This is a genomic window from Bdellovibrio sp. HCB117, from assembly GCF_047305915.1.
Taxonomy (GTDB): domain Bacteria; phylum Bdellovibrionota; class Bdellovibrionia; order Bdellovibrionales; family Bdellovibrionaceae; genus Bdellovibrio; species Bdellovibrio bacteriovorus_B.
Window position 1 is genome coordinate 137,510 of sequence record NZ_CP178622.1, and the last position, 14,284, is coordinate 151,793.

The window sequence follows — 14,284 nt, forward strand, 5'->3', positions numbered from 1 at the left end:
GGCGTGCGAATTTATAAATTTAGTTTTAGTGTTTTGAAGTTTTAAGAAAAAACGAAGGGTAAATATGGTTCAAGATCCAAAGAAAATTAGAAATATTGCTATCATCGCGCACGTCGACCACGGAAAGACGACGCTTGTTGACCACTTGATTAAACAAGCAGGTACTTTCCGTGACAACGAACACGTTGAAGAACGTTTGATGGACTCCATGGATCTTGAAAGAGAGCGCGGAATCACGATCGCAGCAAAGAATGCTTCGTTCATGTACAAAGACATCAAAGTTAATATCGTAGATACACCGGGACATAGTGACTTTGGTGGTGAAGTTGAGCGTATCTTGAACATGGTGGATGGTTGTATCCTTCTTTGCGACGCCTCCGAAGGTCCACTTCCACAAACTCGTTTCGTATTGAAAAAAGCTCTTGAGGGCGGCAAAAAAGTTATCGTTTGTATCAACAAAATTGACCGTGCCGATGCTCGTATTCAAGAAGTTCACAACGAACTTTTCGATTTGTTCATCGACTTAGATGCTACAGAAGAGCAATGTGACTTCCACACTGTTTACGCGATTGCGCGTGAAGGTATGGCGACTCTAGATCCAAAAGTGAACACAGGTTCTTTGGAAGTTCTTTACGATGCTATCGTAAATCTAGTTCCTCCTCCAAAAATTGAAGAGAACGCTCCACTTCAAGTTATGGTTTCTAATATTTCATACAATGACTACGTAGGTCGTTTGGCGATCGGTCGTATGAGAGCGGGAACTATCAAAGTGGGTGACGACGTTCTTTGTGTTCAAGCGAACACTCAAAAGAAAGTGAAAGTTTCAGCGTTATTCCAGTACAAAGTGAACTCGCAAGTTCCAGCGCAAGAAGTTGGCGCAGGTGACATCGTCGTTATCGCGGGTATGGAAGATTTCACTATCGGTGACACTATCACTTCGGTTACGGATCCTCGCCCGCTTGAGCGTATCCGCGTAGAAGAGCCGACAGTAGGTATGGTGTTCTCGGTGAACAACGGACCTTTTGCAGGTTTGGATGGTAAAAACGTAACTTCTCGTAAAATCCTTGAGCGTCTTGAAAGAGAGCTTTTGTATAACGTTGCAATCCGCGTAGAAAAAACAGACAGCACTGACGCGTTCAAAGTTGTTGGTCGTGGTGAATTGCAATTGGGCGTTTTGATCGAACAAATGCGCCGTGAAAACTTCGAGCTTCTAGTATCTAAGCCAACAGTTGTCTTCAAAGAAGAAAACGGCAAGAAAATGGAGCCAATGGAGATCGCGGTTATCGATATCGAAGACAGCTTCGTAGGTGCGGTAACGGAAAAACTTGGTAAACGTAAAGGTGTGATGACGAACATGGTTCAAAAAGGATCTGGTCGTACACGTCTTGAATTCCGTATCCCTTCTCGTGGTTTGATCGGTTACCGTTCAGACTTCTTGACTGACACTCGTGGTACAGGTCTTTTGAATACACAGTTCGACGGTTGGGATGAATACCGTGGTGAAATCGAACACCGTATGAACGGTGCGATGATTTCTGACCGCAAAGGCCAAGCAACTGCCTACGCAATCTGGAATCTTCAAGAGCGCGGTATCATGATGGTTGAGCACGGTGATGATGTGTACGAAGGCATGATCGTCGGCGAGCACGCTAAAGAGAATGATCTAGAAGTAAACATCACTCGCGAGAAAAAATTGACGAACGTACGTGCTTCAGGTTCTGATGAAGCTATCCGTCTAGTTCCAGTTAAGAAAATGACTTTGGAAAGAGCGATGGAATGGATTAAGGATTCAGAGTTGATCGAGGTCACTCCGAAAAACATCCGTCTTCGTTTGAAAGAACTAGACCCACACAAACGTGCAAGAGCAGCGAAGGAATAATGAGTACAAACGTCGCCATTGAGATCAAAGATTTAACCAAAAAATACGACGATAAAGTCGCTGTCGATGGAATAAATCTGGAGATTTACAAAGGCGAATGTTTCGGTCTCTTAGGTCCTAACGGGGCGGGCAAGTCTACAACCATGAAAATGATGTATTGCTCGGCCCTCGTTACCAGCGGGGAGCTTTACGTTCTCGGCCTGAATGTTAAAAAGAATTATCGCGAAATCAAAAATCGCATCGGGGTCGTCCCGCAAGAGGACGGCCTAGACCCTGACTTCACCGTCCTTGAAAATCTTCTGGTCTACGCTAGCTATCATAAAATCCCAAAAGCGGAAGCCGAGCTTCGTGCACAAGCCTTGTTGCGTCTGATGAAGCTTGAAGAATACCAAGACCGTTCTGTGGAAACCTTAAGTGGTGGTATGAAACGTCGTCTGGCGATCGCGCGTGGCCTTATCAATTCTCCTGAAGTTATCTTCCTGGATGAACCGACAACGGGTCTTGATCCCCAGGCACGTATCTGGATTTGGGATTTCTTTAAGCATCTTAAGTCCGAAAAAAGCACTTTGATTTTAACGACTCACTATATGGAAGAAGCCGAACAGATGTGTGACCGTGTCGCCATCATCGATAACGGCCGTATTCTGACGATTGGTAAACCTCGCGATTTGATTCGTGAGCTGATTGGAAAAGAAGTTGTTGAATTTGATACAAATCCTGTCGACCTGAATTACTACCTGGGTCGTTTGCGCGCCGAAGGTTTTGCCTATCAAGTTATTAAAGACACTGTCTCTGTCTTGGTGAAAGAGAATCAAGAAGGTCGTCGTGTCGTGGATCTTATTGCGAGCGATAAGATCTTTATCCGTAAGCCCACTTTAAACGATGTATTCTTAAAACTTGCCGGCCATCAACTGAGGGACGAGTAATGAAGTTTAAAGAATATTTGACGATGCCGAAGGTGAATAGCGGGGCCTTTCAAGTATGGTCTCGTAACTTTCTGTATTTCAAAAAGACATGGCTGGTTTCGTTTTTCTGGATTGTTCTTGAGCCGGTGATTTATCTGGGAGCGATGGGTTTTGGCTTGGGTGCCTTTGTGAACAACATGGGCGGCATGTCTTATATCGAATTCTTCTTTCCGGCACTTCTAGCTACGACCGCGATGCTTGTTGCCTTCTTCGAGGGAACTTACGCTAACTATTCTAAGCTCACTCACCAGAAAACTTATGCGACGATCATGTTAACTCGTGTGGGACCTGAAGAAATTGTTGCCGGTGAACTTTTATGGGCTGCCACCAAAGGTGTGTTCGGTGTTTTGGGTGTAACCCTGGTCGCGATGTTCTTTGGTTTGATTGATACCTATCGCATTATCTTTGCACTACCTGTTTTATTTTTACTGTCGGGATTGTTTTCATGCATCGGAATGATTTTAACTTCTTATGCAAGAAACTATGACTCGTTCATTTATGCGACATCAGGACTGATTGTTCCGATGAGCTTATTAAGTGGCACTTATTTTCCGTTAGATCAGTTGCCGACGGTTCTTCGCTATATCGCTTATCTTTTCCCGCTGACCCATGGGGTGGCGGCTGTCAGAGCTATTTTGCATCAGGGTTTAGGCGTATGGGTTTTCGTGCATATCTTGATCCTTATCCTTGCGACTTGGATCTGCATGAATATTTCGTTTGTACGTATTCGCAAAAAACTTTTGAAATAATCAGTCAACGGGAGTGATTTTTATGCCGTGCTTTTTTAATAGCTCGGCAAAAACACCGTCGCCGTCTTTAAGATTTCCAGAAAAAGTTCCGTCGTAGATTTTTCCAAACCCACACATCGGGGATTTGGATTTAAGTAAAGCTTCGGTGGCTCCGCAAAGTTGTGCAAGCCGAAGCGCCTCTAGAGCGCCCTGCTCATACTGGGCTGTGACGTCGGCACCAGAATTGGTAAGAACCTTGTCGCCGATTCTTTCTGCCGGAGGGCGGGGAGTAGAAAGTCCACCCAGCTGTTCAGGACAAACCGGAATAGCTTCACCATTTTTGACCATCTCTTCGATGGAAGAGCGTGTTTGGGCTTTGCAATCATAGCGACAATGGACTCCGGATAGGCAGGCTGAAACAATCTTCATTGCACAACCTCTTCTTCTTCCTGAAGCTCTGCATTTTCCAATTCTTCCAGAGTGGGAATTTCTTCAACAGCAGCATTAAGCTCTTCTGGCGGTGGTTCCGGCTGGAAGAAGTAGGAAAGCTGATAAGTGGCAGCGTCGTATTCTTCTTGATTGATGCGATGATATTGAAACATGTTGTCGATAATAGTAGTCAGACGGCGTTTCGCGAAGGAGGTGAGCTCTTTACGATAGTAAGACTGAGAATACTTTACCGGATTTGGCAGAACCATGGCCAGGAACGCACTTTCCACGATGTTGAGCTCTGACGGAGATTTTTTAAAGTAATATTTAGCTGCGGCTTTCACGCCATAGATGTTTTTACCAAACTCCACGACGTTCAGATATCGCTCTAGGATTTCTTTTTTAGTTAAGGTGCTTTCGATCCGATCTGTGATCAGTGCCTCAAGACCTTTGCGGATAAAGGTGCGGTCTTTTGAAAGAAACATATTTTTAGCAAGTTGCTGAGTGATTGTCGATCCGCCCCTTTTAAAGACGCCTGCTTCCCAGCCTTCACGCGCATTTTTTTCGATGGCGATCCAATCAAAACCTTTATGATTATAAAAGTCTGAGTCCTCGGTCAGGATGATCGCTTTTTGTAAGTACGGAGATATTTGTTTTAAGGGAACATAGTTTTTAGATGTAGGGCAGAGATCTACCTGATACATCTTAGTGACCATACAGCCACGAATGTCTTCTGGTTTGGGAAGCCAGTTCCAAAGGTAGCTCGCCGCTACCGCCATCAAAGATACTGCTCCCAGAATAAAAAAGAATGCGCTCTTCATTAAAACCTTACTTCAGTAAACCTTGATCTTTCATCCATTGAACACTGTTATGGATGGCTTCGCGCGCTGGACGAGGTTTAAATCCTAATTCCTTTTGAGCTTTGGAAGAGTCAAACCAGTGATACATCGTTGCCGTGTAAGCGTTTTCTCGACTCAAAGGACCTTTAAGTCCCAACTTTTCCATTGTATCGCCGATAGCACCCACGGCGTGTAAAACTGAGTCCGGCATTTGGTAAGGAGGAGGTTTTACTCCCGCTTCGGCTGCGATCATCGCGAAAAGATCCTTAATCAGGATATTTTCTCCAGATAAAATATAACGTTCGCCGCTTCGTCCATTTTTCCAGGCACTCAAAATTCCTTGAACCACATCCTCAACGGCAACAACGTTCACGCCTCCGGAAGTATAGAACTTGAGTTTTCCTTGAGCGACTTTCAACTGCATCTTGCGACTGCCTTTTTTTGCATCGCCAGCGCCATAGATAGTGGATGGATTTAACATCACGGCGTTGATTTCGCCTTTGTCACAGGCTTTCTTAACAATCTTTTCAGCCTCGTGTTTGGTTTCAAAGTAACCAAGGTTTAAGTCAGAAATATTATAGGCAGAATCTTCATTCAGGATATCTTGAGGTGTGTAGCCGGCGCCGATAGCTACTACGGAAGAAAGATAAACCAGGCGACGAACTTTGTGTTCGCGACACACGGATACGACGTTAGCGGTGCCTTCGACATTAACCTTATCCATTAAATGACGTTGAGATTTTTTGTAAGCAATGACTCCGGCAAGGTGGAAGACAGTGTCAGCGCCTTTAAAGGCTTCTAATAAAGAGTGAACGTCAGTCACATCACCATGAACGTATTTGCACTGAACACCGGAAAGTTCAGAAAGGTCACTTTTAGGGCGAACAAGGGCATAAACATGATGTCCTTCGTTCACTAAAGCGCGCGTAACCCAGCTTCCTAAAAACCCGTTGGCACCTGTAACTAGAATTTTCATGATGTGACTGCCTTCTTCTCATCCATTTTGGACAGGATCTTTTGACACAAAAGCGCGAATAAAATTCCGAAAGCGATTCCTAACAGAGCTCCCGCGAACACGTCCGTTGGGAAGTGGACTCCATTATAAACACGGCTATATCCGATCAGAGTGGCTAAGGCATAAACCGGAATTGCCGCAGCTGGGAACATGATCGCGGTAAATGAGGCGAAGCAAAACATATTCGTCGCGTGATTGGAAACAAAACTGTAGCCGCCGTAAGGAGCACGAACCACGACATGCAATCCAGGCGTGTCACCCGGCCGAGGCCGTTGAATTGTCTTTTTAAAGGCTTTGTTGCCGACTCCATCAGAAATTGAGATAGCGGCAAGACAAAGAAAGAAGATGACGAGCCCTTTTTTTATGCCACGTCTCCACATAAAAATGCCCAACACGATGGGAACGAGAACTGTTTTGAAGAACGAAGTTTTATGTAGATCCGTAACAAACGGAAAAAACTGATCCGCCCAAGAGGCCGTCCACTGAGAATTGATCAACATCAAAAGGTTTTTATCGAGACTCAAAAGAAAATCTAACATCATGACGACTTTACCTTAGTTTTTCACCCGCAGAAAGTCTAGGTCTTCAGATGGTCCAAGTGTCAGCGTTAAACTCGTGTGGCACTATTTTGTTTATGGATAAAGCAACATGGTTTGGCCTCCTTGTAGGCTTCGGTGGGATATTGCTCGGGAACCTACTTGAGGGCGGGCACATCAGCTCTTTAATGCAGTTCACAGCTTTCGTTATCGTTCTTGCGGGAACCGTTGGTGCCGTGATGGTTTCCAGTTCAGAGAAAGACTTAAAAACCGGATTAAGTCTTGCAAAAAAAGCCTTCAATAAAGAAGAAAGCCAAGCCAAGAAACGCATTCAAGAAATCGTGGATTGCGCGCGTTTTGCCAAAAAAGAATCTATCTTGGGATTAGAGCCTCGCATCAACAAGATTGAGGATCCGTTCTTAAGAAATATTCTGCGTAATGTTGTTGATGGTGTGGAAGTTGAAAGCATCCGCGATATTTTCGAAACACAAATTCAAACGGAAGAAGATGAACAACTTGCGGGTGCAAAAATCTGGACTGATGCGGGCGGATTTGCTCCAACGATCGGGATTATTGGTGCGGTATTAGGTCTTATTCATGTTATGGGAAATTTAACTGATACCAGCAAGCTAGGCGCAGGTATCGCTGTCGCTTTCGTTGCGACGGTGTATGGTGTTAGCTCTGCCAACTTATTATTTTTACCATTAGGAAATAAATTAAAACGCAAAGTTCAATCCGACTCTCGCGAAAAGCAGATGGTGCTAGAGGGCGGCCTTCTTATCGCTAGCGGCATGAATCCCGTCGTCCTTGAACGAAAGCTATATGCCTTCTTAGACTCTGAACAAAGATAGGTCTAAGACAGAATGGCAAGAAAACACAGGAAACACGAAGAACATGAAAATCACGAGAGATGGCTAGTCTCTTATGCGGATTTTATTACGCTTCTTTTTGCTTTCTTTGTGGTGATGTATGCGACTTCCACCGAAGACGCTGAAAAGCAAAAAGAATTTGAAGATTCTATCAAACTAGAACTGCGTCTGACCGGACGCGGTGGCTCTGATAGTGCAGGAAATGAACTAGAAAATGCTATTGCTGAACTCGTGATGCCTTTGGGAAACTTCCCCAAAAAAGGTGGACCCGGTGAAGTTGAGGATTATGTTGTACGTTCTTTAGATAAATCCATGGGAGCTCAGCAGAAGAAAGAGTCCATCCAAGACATCTATCATGATGCTGTCGGTGTTCGTATTGCGTTGGCAGCATCAACTTTCTTTCCATCAGGCTCTGCGAAGCTGAAAGCCTCTGCTTTGAGCTCTTTAGATAAAGTGGCCGAAGTTCTTAAATCAAATACAAAACGCATCATCGTCGAAGGACATACCGACGATACTCCGATTCAAGACAGCCTATTTCCGAGCAATTGGGAACTGGCGGGTGGACGGGCCTCCGCAGTGGTTCGCTATTTCGTGAAAGTGCATCAGCTGGATGCAAAAAGATTTATTTCTATCTCATATGGCGATCAAAAACCGATCGTCCCTAATGACACTGAAGAACATCGTTCGATGAATCGTCGTATCGAAATCTTTATTGTGACCGACGATAAAAAAGTGGAAATCTAGAAAATAAAAAAGCCGAAGCTTAGAAGCTTCGGCTTTGGTGGTTCGATTTACAATTTAGATTAAACGCATTCTTTAAGTTTTCTTACGATCTCAAGAGCCTTTGCGCGATCAACTTTTTTCACTTCCATGATAGCTTGAACGAAGTTGTCTTCATTCTTTTTAGAAGCTGAAGAGTTGTTCAAGACATCATATCTTTCGATGATTTGAGTGTAGGAATCTCTTTCTGCTTTAGAGAAATCCGTTAGCATTTTTGTTGGAATGTCATTTTCCATTCTATCAAGAGCTTTGGACGTCACTTCCATTTCTTCTTTCGTTAGATTCGATTCTCTGTCGAGTTTTCTCATCCAACTATTAGCAATTACTTTTGCTGAAGCGTCAGCAGAATCTCTTAGGGATTTTCCTTCGGCGGCATCAGTTTTAGATACTTCACCACTCATTTTTTTGGCCGCTACGATCGTCATCATCGATTCGATGCGCGCTGGGCTGTCTGAAAGAGATTTAGCAATGTCAGAAGCATGACTAGGAAGTTCGACGGCTTTTGCGATCGCTTCATGAGCTTCTTTGCTTTTTTGGATTTTAGTAGCCGTGCCACCTTTACCATATGCAAACTCTTTGATTTGCTTTGTGTAGTCCACTAGCAACTCACGAGAAGTTTTAACTGGTGCTGCCACTGCAAAAGAAGATGCCAAAACGATAATTCCTGTTACAAATGCCTTTTTCATACTCTCTCCCTAATTTTGTAAATCGATACAATGGATTAATAAGCAAAAGACTTACCAGGTCCTTAGGCACTCTATACGCATTAGTTCTAACTGAAGTGTCAGAGATCTAACGGAGAGCGTTTTTTGTTAGTCGGATCTCGTTTTGAGACGGGGCCTAAAGCCATAATATTACAGGATTATTCAGAAACGAAAAAAGGGCGTGGAGATTCACGCCCTTCAAATTACCGGTACTTCAAATTGTCGATTTTAGTGCTTACCTGGCATTGAGATGCCTCTCATGGCATCTAGCCTTGCTTGAATTTCGTTATTGAACTTTTGTTGTTCAATATCGAGTTTCTTCAAGTTTCTGATCTTGCTCCAGCTAACGGCATTAGCCATCGATCCATACATCATCACTTCGGTCGCCAAGCCTTGAAGCTGTTCCAAAGCGGTAACGGCGACATTGCGCTGTTGTTTGTTCAATTGAACAACGGCACCTTCTTGCTCGTCTCCGACACCTAGAGCTGTCGCAAGCTTTTTTACAGAACCTTGGATGTTTTGAAGTTGTTCCTCAAGCTCATAGTTTTCAAGGTCGGATTCAACAACTTCACGGCCTTCTTTATTGGTAACCTTAATACGTTTCATCATGCCGTTAAGAACAGCGAATTGATTTTCTACTTCTTTCAATGCTGGATGAGTTAAATCCTTTTCAAGGATGTGCGCGATATCAACCTTAAATTCAGAAGAAGGTTGCAGCAAATCACCCAAGATCGAAAGATACACTCTTTCTTCTTGGAATGCAGAATTCATAGCGCCGTTGTAAACCGGACCACCTTCCAAATAGCGACTGCGAGTTGTCGAATCGAAATAAATTTTCAAAGTTTTCACTGGATTCGTTACCAAAGGACGACCATTGAAGAATTTACGACCTGGGTAATAGACGGCTTTCACCATCTTAGCGACGATTTCGTCATAGCTTTTGCCATACTCTTCAAATGCTTTTTGCATTTGTGCTTCTGTTCTTGTTTTCCACCAATTCTGGAATGCCGATTCTTCAGCAGTGCCGATGACTGACGGACGAGTTTCGTGGATAAGATAGTCAATAGCGCCTTTGTACTGCTTTTTTCTGTCAGCAGTTTGAAGAGGATATTTATAGATATCTTTAGGCATAAGTGGAGCCATGCCTAAGTGATTGCAAGCATTAAACTGATCTGCCGGATTTCCGATCTGCGGGGGCAAGAAGACCGATGGATATCCGCGAGAATTCTTAATAGCTTGACCGCCATTTTCAACATCAGGTCCGCACAGCATCTGCATGACTAAATAGTCAGTTACCTTTGGAGTCATGAAAAGACCCACTTGGCGATAGTACTTCGCACCTTTCACAGTTTCTTCATTCATCGGCGCATTTGCATAGGATTCCACCCAACCGCGACCGGGCTCCATCATTGGGTAAGGCTTACCGAAAGACCCATAGATCTTTCTAAGAAGATCGCGGTAAACCATAGATGTAGAGATGTTTTGCATAGCGATGCCGATTTCTTCGTAAAGTTCAGAAAGACCAGCACCGATAACGTCTCTTTCGGTAGAGCGAATTTTTTCAAGAATGCCCGTAATCTTTTTCTTTTCTGGCGGATATAAATACTTCGCGTCTTCGCTTTGAAGAAGAGTATCAGCATTTGCTAAACCTTCTTTGATAGTTTTCAACTGCATACCTTCTAAAACTTGCGGTTTTAGGTAGTAAGTATCTTTCATGTCGTCCGTAAGGCCTTTAGCGACGACACCGTTGAATGGATAAGTCATAGTCAGGAATTTATTGGGAGCACTTTCGTCCCGGGCTTTTCTTACTTCAGAAACAAAAGCATCATAGAACGAATAGCTCGTATTAAACATAGATGTCATTTGGTGCAAAGCCTCTGACCAGTTCGAGTGAGCCTCGTACACCTCAGACATATTCATCATACGCCAGTCTGTCATCTTTTTACGGAAGTCTTTCATTTCTGCCTGAAGATCTTTGTCGTCAGCGGCCCAACGGCTTTTCTTCATAAGATTCATTTTATCGTTCAAGCGGTCATTGACGTCGTAGAAATCGGCACCGTCGTACATGTTTTTCCATGTTGAGACCACGATGCGGTTTAGCCACATGTCGATAGCTACGAACGCCGTGATTTGCAAACCTTTTACTAGAAGAAGACGGATGCCTTTAAGGTGCATTGTGCCTGGAACCAACCAAAGAGCGATATCCACGCCTGTGATGCGCAATACAGTTTTAGTAAGAACCGATTGAGCTACACCCGCAAGACCTGAAGAGATCAACATAGAAACGATGCCCGGTGCGAACTCCCAAAGTTTCTTTTTCAGAACTAGGTATTCATAGGCTTTAGAGCACGGATCTGCATCAATGCCATTAGCTTGGTCTTTTTCAGAGACTTTACCACCCATCATGACTTTTGCACACGCCATAACATTTGGATCAGACGCCACTTGAGAAAGGTAAGTTTGCAAGAAAGCTCCGACCGTCATTCCAAGGTAAGGAATCATGTGGTGGAACTTAGGATTTTTCATATACATAGAAAGAACATTGGCCGTAACACCTTGTGAATACATGAACGTAAAGAAACCAAAAACACCAATAGGTGAAAGGGAGTGCTCAATGTGTTGTTTCATCGCAATGGGATTTTGCGAATAGTTCGTAATAAGCTGACCCGCAACCACAGCTCCCATCGCTACGAAGAAGATCGCAGATTCAGCAGGAAGATTTCTTACAGAGTGCGACCAAGAAGCTTTAGAAGCTTGTTTTACGCGCACCATTTCTTCCATCAACATATGATTTAAAGATTTTGGAGAGTACTTGCGAAGTTCACCTTCTTCAGCAAAAGGAACTTCCATAGCTAACTTATTAGTATTCTTATCGTAAACTAGCGCTTTCTTTTCATTAGGATCTAATGTCAGACGGTATCCGAGTGGTTCCAAGTAATCGCGATAATGAGCTAATTGCGCCTTATCTTTTTCCGTCCACTCTGGGGCAGCCGAAGCAATAACTGGCGAAAATACCATATTGAACGTGGCGATCGCAGTAAGTGTTTTTTGGAACCATTTCATGGCTGCTCCTTGAAGACGGTTGTGTCTCACACTGGATAGAAGCAAGCTTTGGGCCCTTTAGATAAAATATAGAAGAGCTTGGCACGTCTCATTGTGAGACAGGACGAAACTAGGCACCCTGGTGTCTAGAATATGACAGAGGCGGTAAATTCGGGGAGCTCATCCCGCATGCGACCTTCGAAACGAATTTCGAAATTAAGAACATCGAAAGAGACACCGGCCTTATTCTCAAAAAAGCCACGGCCTTCAGAAGTATTGTAAAGATACTTGGTACCGACAAGAGCACGCATTCCCGGTGTCTTTGTCATCAGTAAAATCTCGGGACCTAAATGAGGTTGAGCAACCTCTGTCAGATTTAAGTTTTCAGAGACGCCAAGCAATGAAATCCTAGTGGCTTCAAGAAAAGAAAAATCAAAACTAAATCCGGCCGCCATGTTAAAATAGGGGACAAGTTTTGGCATAGTTCCAACTTCAACTCGCCAAGAAACGGGAGTATCCAAAGTGGTCACGGGCGCCGTTGAAAAAGATTTTAAAAGCACGGCTTCATAAAGATCCAAATTTTGATTCTCTGAAAAATAGCGAAAATCAAAACTCAAGATTTCTAAATGAGAAAATGGCGAAAGCCCACTGTCATCGGATAAAAGATCGTGAAAAGCTCTGCGAAACTTAAAGCGATAAAAATCTTCGTGATCAAATTGACTGTATCCTAAATACCAAGCCACGGAATTAGGACTGCTTAAAGGTGACCGCGGTTGGGGAATCTTCACAGGAGATGTTTGGGGCCCCAGTCGCGCGCGCGCTACTGACAAAGCATATTTCTCATTTTTATATTCTTTTTCCTCTCGATATTCTTTTACCGCTAGATAGCTAATAGAGGCCTCGAGAGTTTCGGCTTTTTCTTTCACGTCTAAACTTGCGAGTGATGAAGTATCTTGATGTCGCACTATTTTCTTAAGTGCGTTTTTCTGAGCTAAATTTAATCCGGCGTAACGAGCTCGCCACTCTGTTTGAAGCGAAAGTCGCAGTTTTTCATCGGAAAGCAACCAGTGATCGTTCAATGTTTTAACGGTGTCCAGGGGGATCGTCGCATCATGGAACTGGCCCGACAGATCTAAATGGGGTTTTGCAACTTCAATAAGTTCCAAAATTTGCTGAGAGCAATTATCGCTTAAAAAATAATAATCAGCATAGCTGCCCTCAAGCTCAAGCAAATGATCGATTAAAAACGAAACTTCAGAGGAGGAAAGATTTAATCGATACTCCCAAAGGTTTCTTCCTTCGAGGTTCGTGTACTCGCGCATTTTCTGATAATAGGGAAGCATCGAATAATTTCCGGGATAAAAACCAAAAAGGCCCTTCAAGGCGTAAAGTGCGCCACCATCAGGTCCGGTCATCGCAGCATAGTTGATTCCGTAATCGAGAAGTTCCAATTGCTTTACATTTTTAGGGTTATGCAGGCGAAGAAAAGTGTGACCGAAGCTAGAACCCGCACTATTCAAATCACTTGAAGCAAAGACTAAAAATAATTCTGTGGCACCCAGTTGCTTCTTCCAGGCATCGCGCTCAGGACAGGCGACGATATCTTTCGCATCCATCTTAAGCGCGCCTTTCAGCCATGACGTGCGCGCAAGGTAATGACACTGATACTTTTTAGCACTCTCGTCAGAAGAAAAAAGAACCTCGATGGTCTTTAATAGTTCTTCACGCGGACTCACAGAACCTTCTGAAGAAAGGAAAAAGTTTCCTAACAGAGGAGACTTAAAATCACCAAGCCAAGTCTTGCGATAATGACCCAAACGAATCCACTGAGGATCTTTCCACATCTCGCGTTCGATAGCTTGTTTTTGATAGGCAGAGATTTTATCTAAAGAAAAGCCCCACGTAAAAAGTGGGGCAATAAGAAAAAGACAAAAGACGAAATTACGAACCATGACACATTGTATTTAGATCACTCTGTGTCGCAAGTTCTCTGTTTAAATTTTGCACTAGGTCTGAAGCTGTTGTGTTTGCAGCAGGGATGATTCTTTCATAAGAGCTTTGCGTGAAAGAACCAAAAGCTTTTTGAGAAGCTTCATTATGGCAGCCTTTCATTTGCGCCAAAGTCGCTAATTTTTCACCATGACCTTGCGCCATCTCGCGAGAAAGATCTTCTTGATTCACTTCCACGAAGTATTGAACTTCTTTTTCAGCCATAACCAAACCGTGAGCGTTGCAACCGGAAGTACCTGAAGTAATACCGAAAGGTTGAGTCAAAGTCGTATTATTCGTCGTCATTGCAAAAAGTTGCAGAAGTTTTGTGTTTTTAGAAATTACCATGCTGCCCAAACCACAGCCAGCATCGCCAGCGGCCCAAGCATTAGCTCCAAATAAAACGATGAACGACAAAATTAACTTTTTCATCCGTGAATCCTCCATAAGTTTTATTAAATCGTTGCGTATTTAAGTTTTAACATCAAAGCTTTTAGTAGGTGCAAAAG

At 43.6% G+C, this 14,284-nt stretch carries 13 protein-coding genes; 5 read left to right on the plus strand and 8 right to left on the minus strand.

Annotated elements, in window-relative coordinates; all coding sequences use genetic code 11:
• Positions 1-64: 64 nt before the first annotated feature.
• The 3 genes from typA to ACLWBD_RS00720 are packed head-to-tail and all read left to right on the plus strand — an operon-like array spanning position 65 to position 3,593.
• The gene (typA, locus tag ACLWBD_RS00710) at positions 65-1,879 is read left to right on the plus strand and encodes a translational GTPase TypA (RefSeq protein ID WP_063205973.1); all 1,815 of its coding nucleotides are present in this window, start codon (positions 65-67) and stop codon (positions 1,877-1,879) included.
• Entirely contained in the window at positions 1,879-2,805 is a 927-nt protein-coding gene (locus tag ACLWBD_RS00715; RefSeq protein WP_063205975.1) for an ABC transporter ATP-binding protein, read from the plus strand. Before typA ends, ACLWBD_RS00715 begins: the two co-directional genes overlap by 1 nt.
• Entirely contained in the window at positions 2,805-3,593 is a 789-nt protein-coding gene (locus ACLWBD_RS00720) for an ABC transporter permease (RefSeq protein ID WP_063205977.1), read from the plus strand. Before ACLWBD_RS00715 ends, ACLWBD_RS00720 begins: the two co-directional genes overlap by 1 nt.
• On the opposite strand, the gene ACLWBD_RS00725 is transcribed toward ACLWBD_RS00720, so the two are convergent.
• Genes ACLWBD_RS00725 through ACLWBD_RS00740 form a run of 4 tightly spaced genes read right to left on the minus strand, consistent with a single transcriptional unit; the run spans position 3,594 to position 6,397 of the window.
• Positions 3,594-4,001, minus strand: a complete 408-nt coding sequence (locus tag ACLWBD_RS00725; protein ID WP_063205978.1) for a DUF523 domain-containing protein — start codon at positions 3,999-4,001, stop codon at positions 3,594-3,596.
• Positions 3,998-4,822 (minus strand): monofunctional biosynthetic peptidoglycan transglycosylase, encoded by an 825-nt coding sequence (gene mtgA, locus ACLWBD_RS00730; RefSeq protein WP_063244965.1) that lies wholly within the window; start codon positions 4,820-4,822, stop codon positions 3,998-4,000. Before mtgA ends, ACLWBD_RS00725 begins: the two co-directional genes overlap by 4 nt.
• Before the next feature lie 7 nt (positions 4,823-4,829).
• Positions 4,830-5,816, minus strand: coding sequence for an SDR family oxidoreductase (locus ACLWBD_RS00735; protein WP_413569205.1), 987 nt, complete (start codon positions 5,814-5,816; stop codon positions 4,830-4,832).
• Entirely contained in the window at positions 5,813-6,397 is a 585-nt protein-coding gene (locus ACLWBD_RS00740) for a phosphatase PAP2 family protein (protein WP_413569206.1), read from the minus strand. The genes ACLWBD_RS00735 and ACLWBD_RS00740 overlap by 4 nt, the downstream gene beginning before the upstream one ends.
• 92 nt (positions 6,398-6,489) lie before the next feature.
• On the opposite strand from ACLWBD_RS00740, the gene ACLWBD_RS00745 reads away from it, so the two are divergent.
• Positions 6,490-7,242 carry a flagellar motor protein gene (locus tag ACLWBD_RS00745; protein ID WP_413569207.1) on the plus strand — a complete coding sequence of 251 codons (753 nt, stop codon included), beginning with the start codon at positions 6,490-6,492 and terminating at the stop codon, positions 7,240-7,242.
• A gap of 12 nt (positions 7,243-7,254) precedes the next feature.
• Positions 7,255-8,004 (plus strand): OmpA family protein, encoded by a 750-nt coding sequence (locus ACLWBD_RS00750; protein ID WP_413569208.1) that lies wholly within the window; start codon positions 7,255-7,257, stop codon positions 8,002-8,004.
• A gap of 59 nt (positions 8,005-8,063) precedes the next feature.
• Here ACLWBD_RS00750 and ACLWBD_RS00755 read toward each other — a convergent pair whose 3' ends face one another.
• From ACLWBD_RS00755 to ACLWBD_RS00770, 4 genes are all read right to left on the minus strand, one after another.
• Complete coding sequence (locus ACLWBD_RS00755) at positions 8,064-8,726, minus strand: hypothetical protein (RefSeq protein ID WP_063205991.1); 663 nt, start codon at positions 8,724-8,726, stop codon at positions 8,064-8,066.
• Positions 8,727-8,972: 246 nt separating this feature from the next.
• Positions 8,973-11,807 carry a hypothetical protein gene (locus ACLWBD_RS00760; RefSeq protein WP_413569209.1) on the minus strand — a complete coding sequence of 945 codons (2,835 nt, stop codon included), beginning with the start codon at positions 11,805-11,807 and terminating at the stop codon, positions 8,973-8,975.
• Positions 11,808-11,932: 125 nt separating this feature from the next.
• Positions 11,933-13,738 carry a DUF4105 domain-containing protein gene (locus ACLWBD_RS00765; protein ID WP_413569210.1) on the minus strand — a complete coding sequence of 602 codons (1,806 nt, stop codon included), beginning with the start codon at positions 13,736-13,738 and terminating at the stop codon, positions 11,933-11,935.
• Positions 13,728-14,207 (minus strand): DUF3015 family protein, encoded by a 480-nt coding sequence (locus ACLWBD_RS00770; protein ID WP_063205997.1) that lies wholly within the window; start codon positions 14,205-14,207, stop codon positions 13,728-13,730. The genes ACLWBD_RS00765 and ACLWBD_RS00770 overlap by 11 nt, the downstream gene beginning before the upstream one ends.
• Positions 14,208-14,284 lie beyond the last annotated feature (77 nt).

What these genes read in the sequence shown, in the direction of transcription:
- ACLWBD_RS00750 (WP_413569208.1), top strand. Translation starts at nt 7,255, where the DNA reads ATGGCAAGAAAACACAGGAAACACGAAGAACATGAAAATCACGAGAGA.
- ACLWBD_RS00765 (WP_413569210.1), bottom strand. Translation starts at nt 13,738, where the DNA reads ATGGTTCGTAATTTCGTCTTTTGTCTTTTTCTTATTGCCCCACTTTTT.
- ACLWBD_RS00715 (WP_063205975.1), top strand. Translation starts at nt 1,879, where the DNA reads ATGAGTACAAACGTCGCCATTGAGATCAAAGATTTAACCAAAAAATAC.
- ACLWBD_RS00740 (WP_413569206.1), bottom strand. Translation starts at nt 6,397, where the DNA reads ATGATGTTAGATTTTCTTTTGAGTCTCGATAAAAACCTTTTGATGTTG.
- ACLWBD_RS00770 (WP_063205997.1), bottom strand. Translation starts at nt 14,207, where the DNA reads ATGAAAAAGTTAATTTTGTCGTTCATCGTTTTATTTGGAGCTAATGCT.
- ACLWBD_RS00735 (WP_413569205.1), bottom strand. Translation starts at nt 5,816, where the DNA reads ATGAAAATTCTAGTTACAGGTGCCAACGGGTTTTTAGGAAGCTGGGTT.
- mtgA (WP_063244965.1), bottom strand. Translation starts at nt 4,822, where the DNA reads ATGAAGAGCGCATTCTTTTTTATTCTGGGAGCAGTATCTTTGATGGCG.
- ACLWBD_RS00760 (WP_413569209.1), bottom strand. Translation starts at nt 11,807, where the DNA reads ATGAAATGGTTCCAAAAAACACTTACTGCGATCGCCACGTTCAATATG.
- ACLWBD_RS00755 (WP_063205991.1), bottom strand. Translation starts at nt 8,726, where the DNA reads ATGAAAAAGGCATTTGTAACAGGAATTATCGTTTTGGCATCTTCTTTT.
- ACLWBD_RS00745 (WP_413569207.1), top strand. Translation starts at nt 6,490, where the DNA reads ATGGATAAAGCAACATGGTTTGGCCTCCTTGTAGGCTTCGGTGGGATA.
- ACLWBD_RS00720 (WP_063205977.1), top strand. Translation starts at nt 2,805, where the DNA reads ATGAAGTTTAAAGAATATTTGACGATGCCGAAGGTGAATAGCGGGGCC.
- ACLWBD_RS00725 (WP_063205978.1), bottom strand. Translation starts at nt 4,001, where the DNA reads ATGAAGATTGTTTCAGCCTGCCTATCCGGAGTCCATTGTCGCTATGAT.
- typA (WP_063205973.1), top strand. Translation starts at nt 65, where the DNA reads ATGGTTCAAGATCCAAAGAAAATTAGAAATATTGCTATCATCGCGCAC.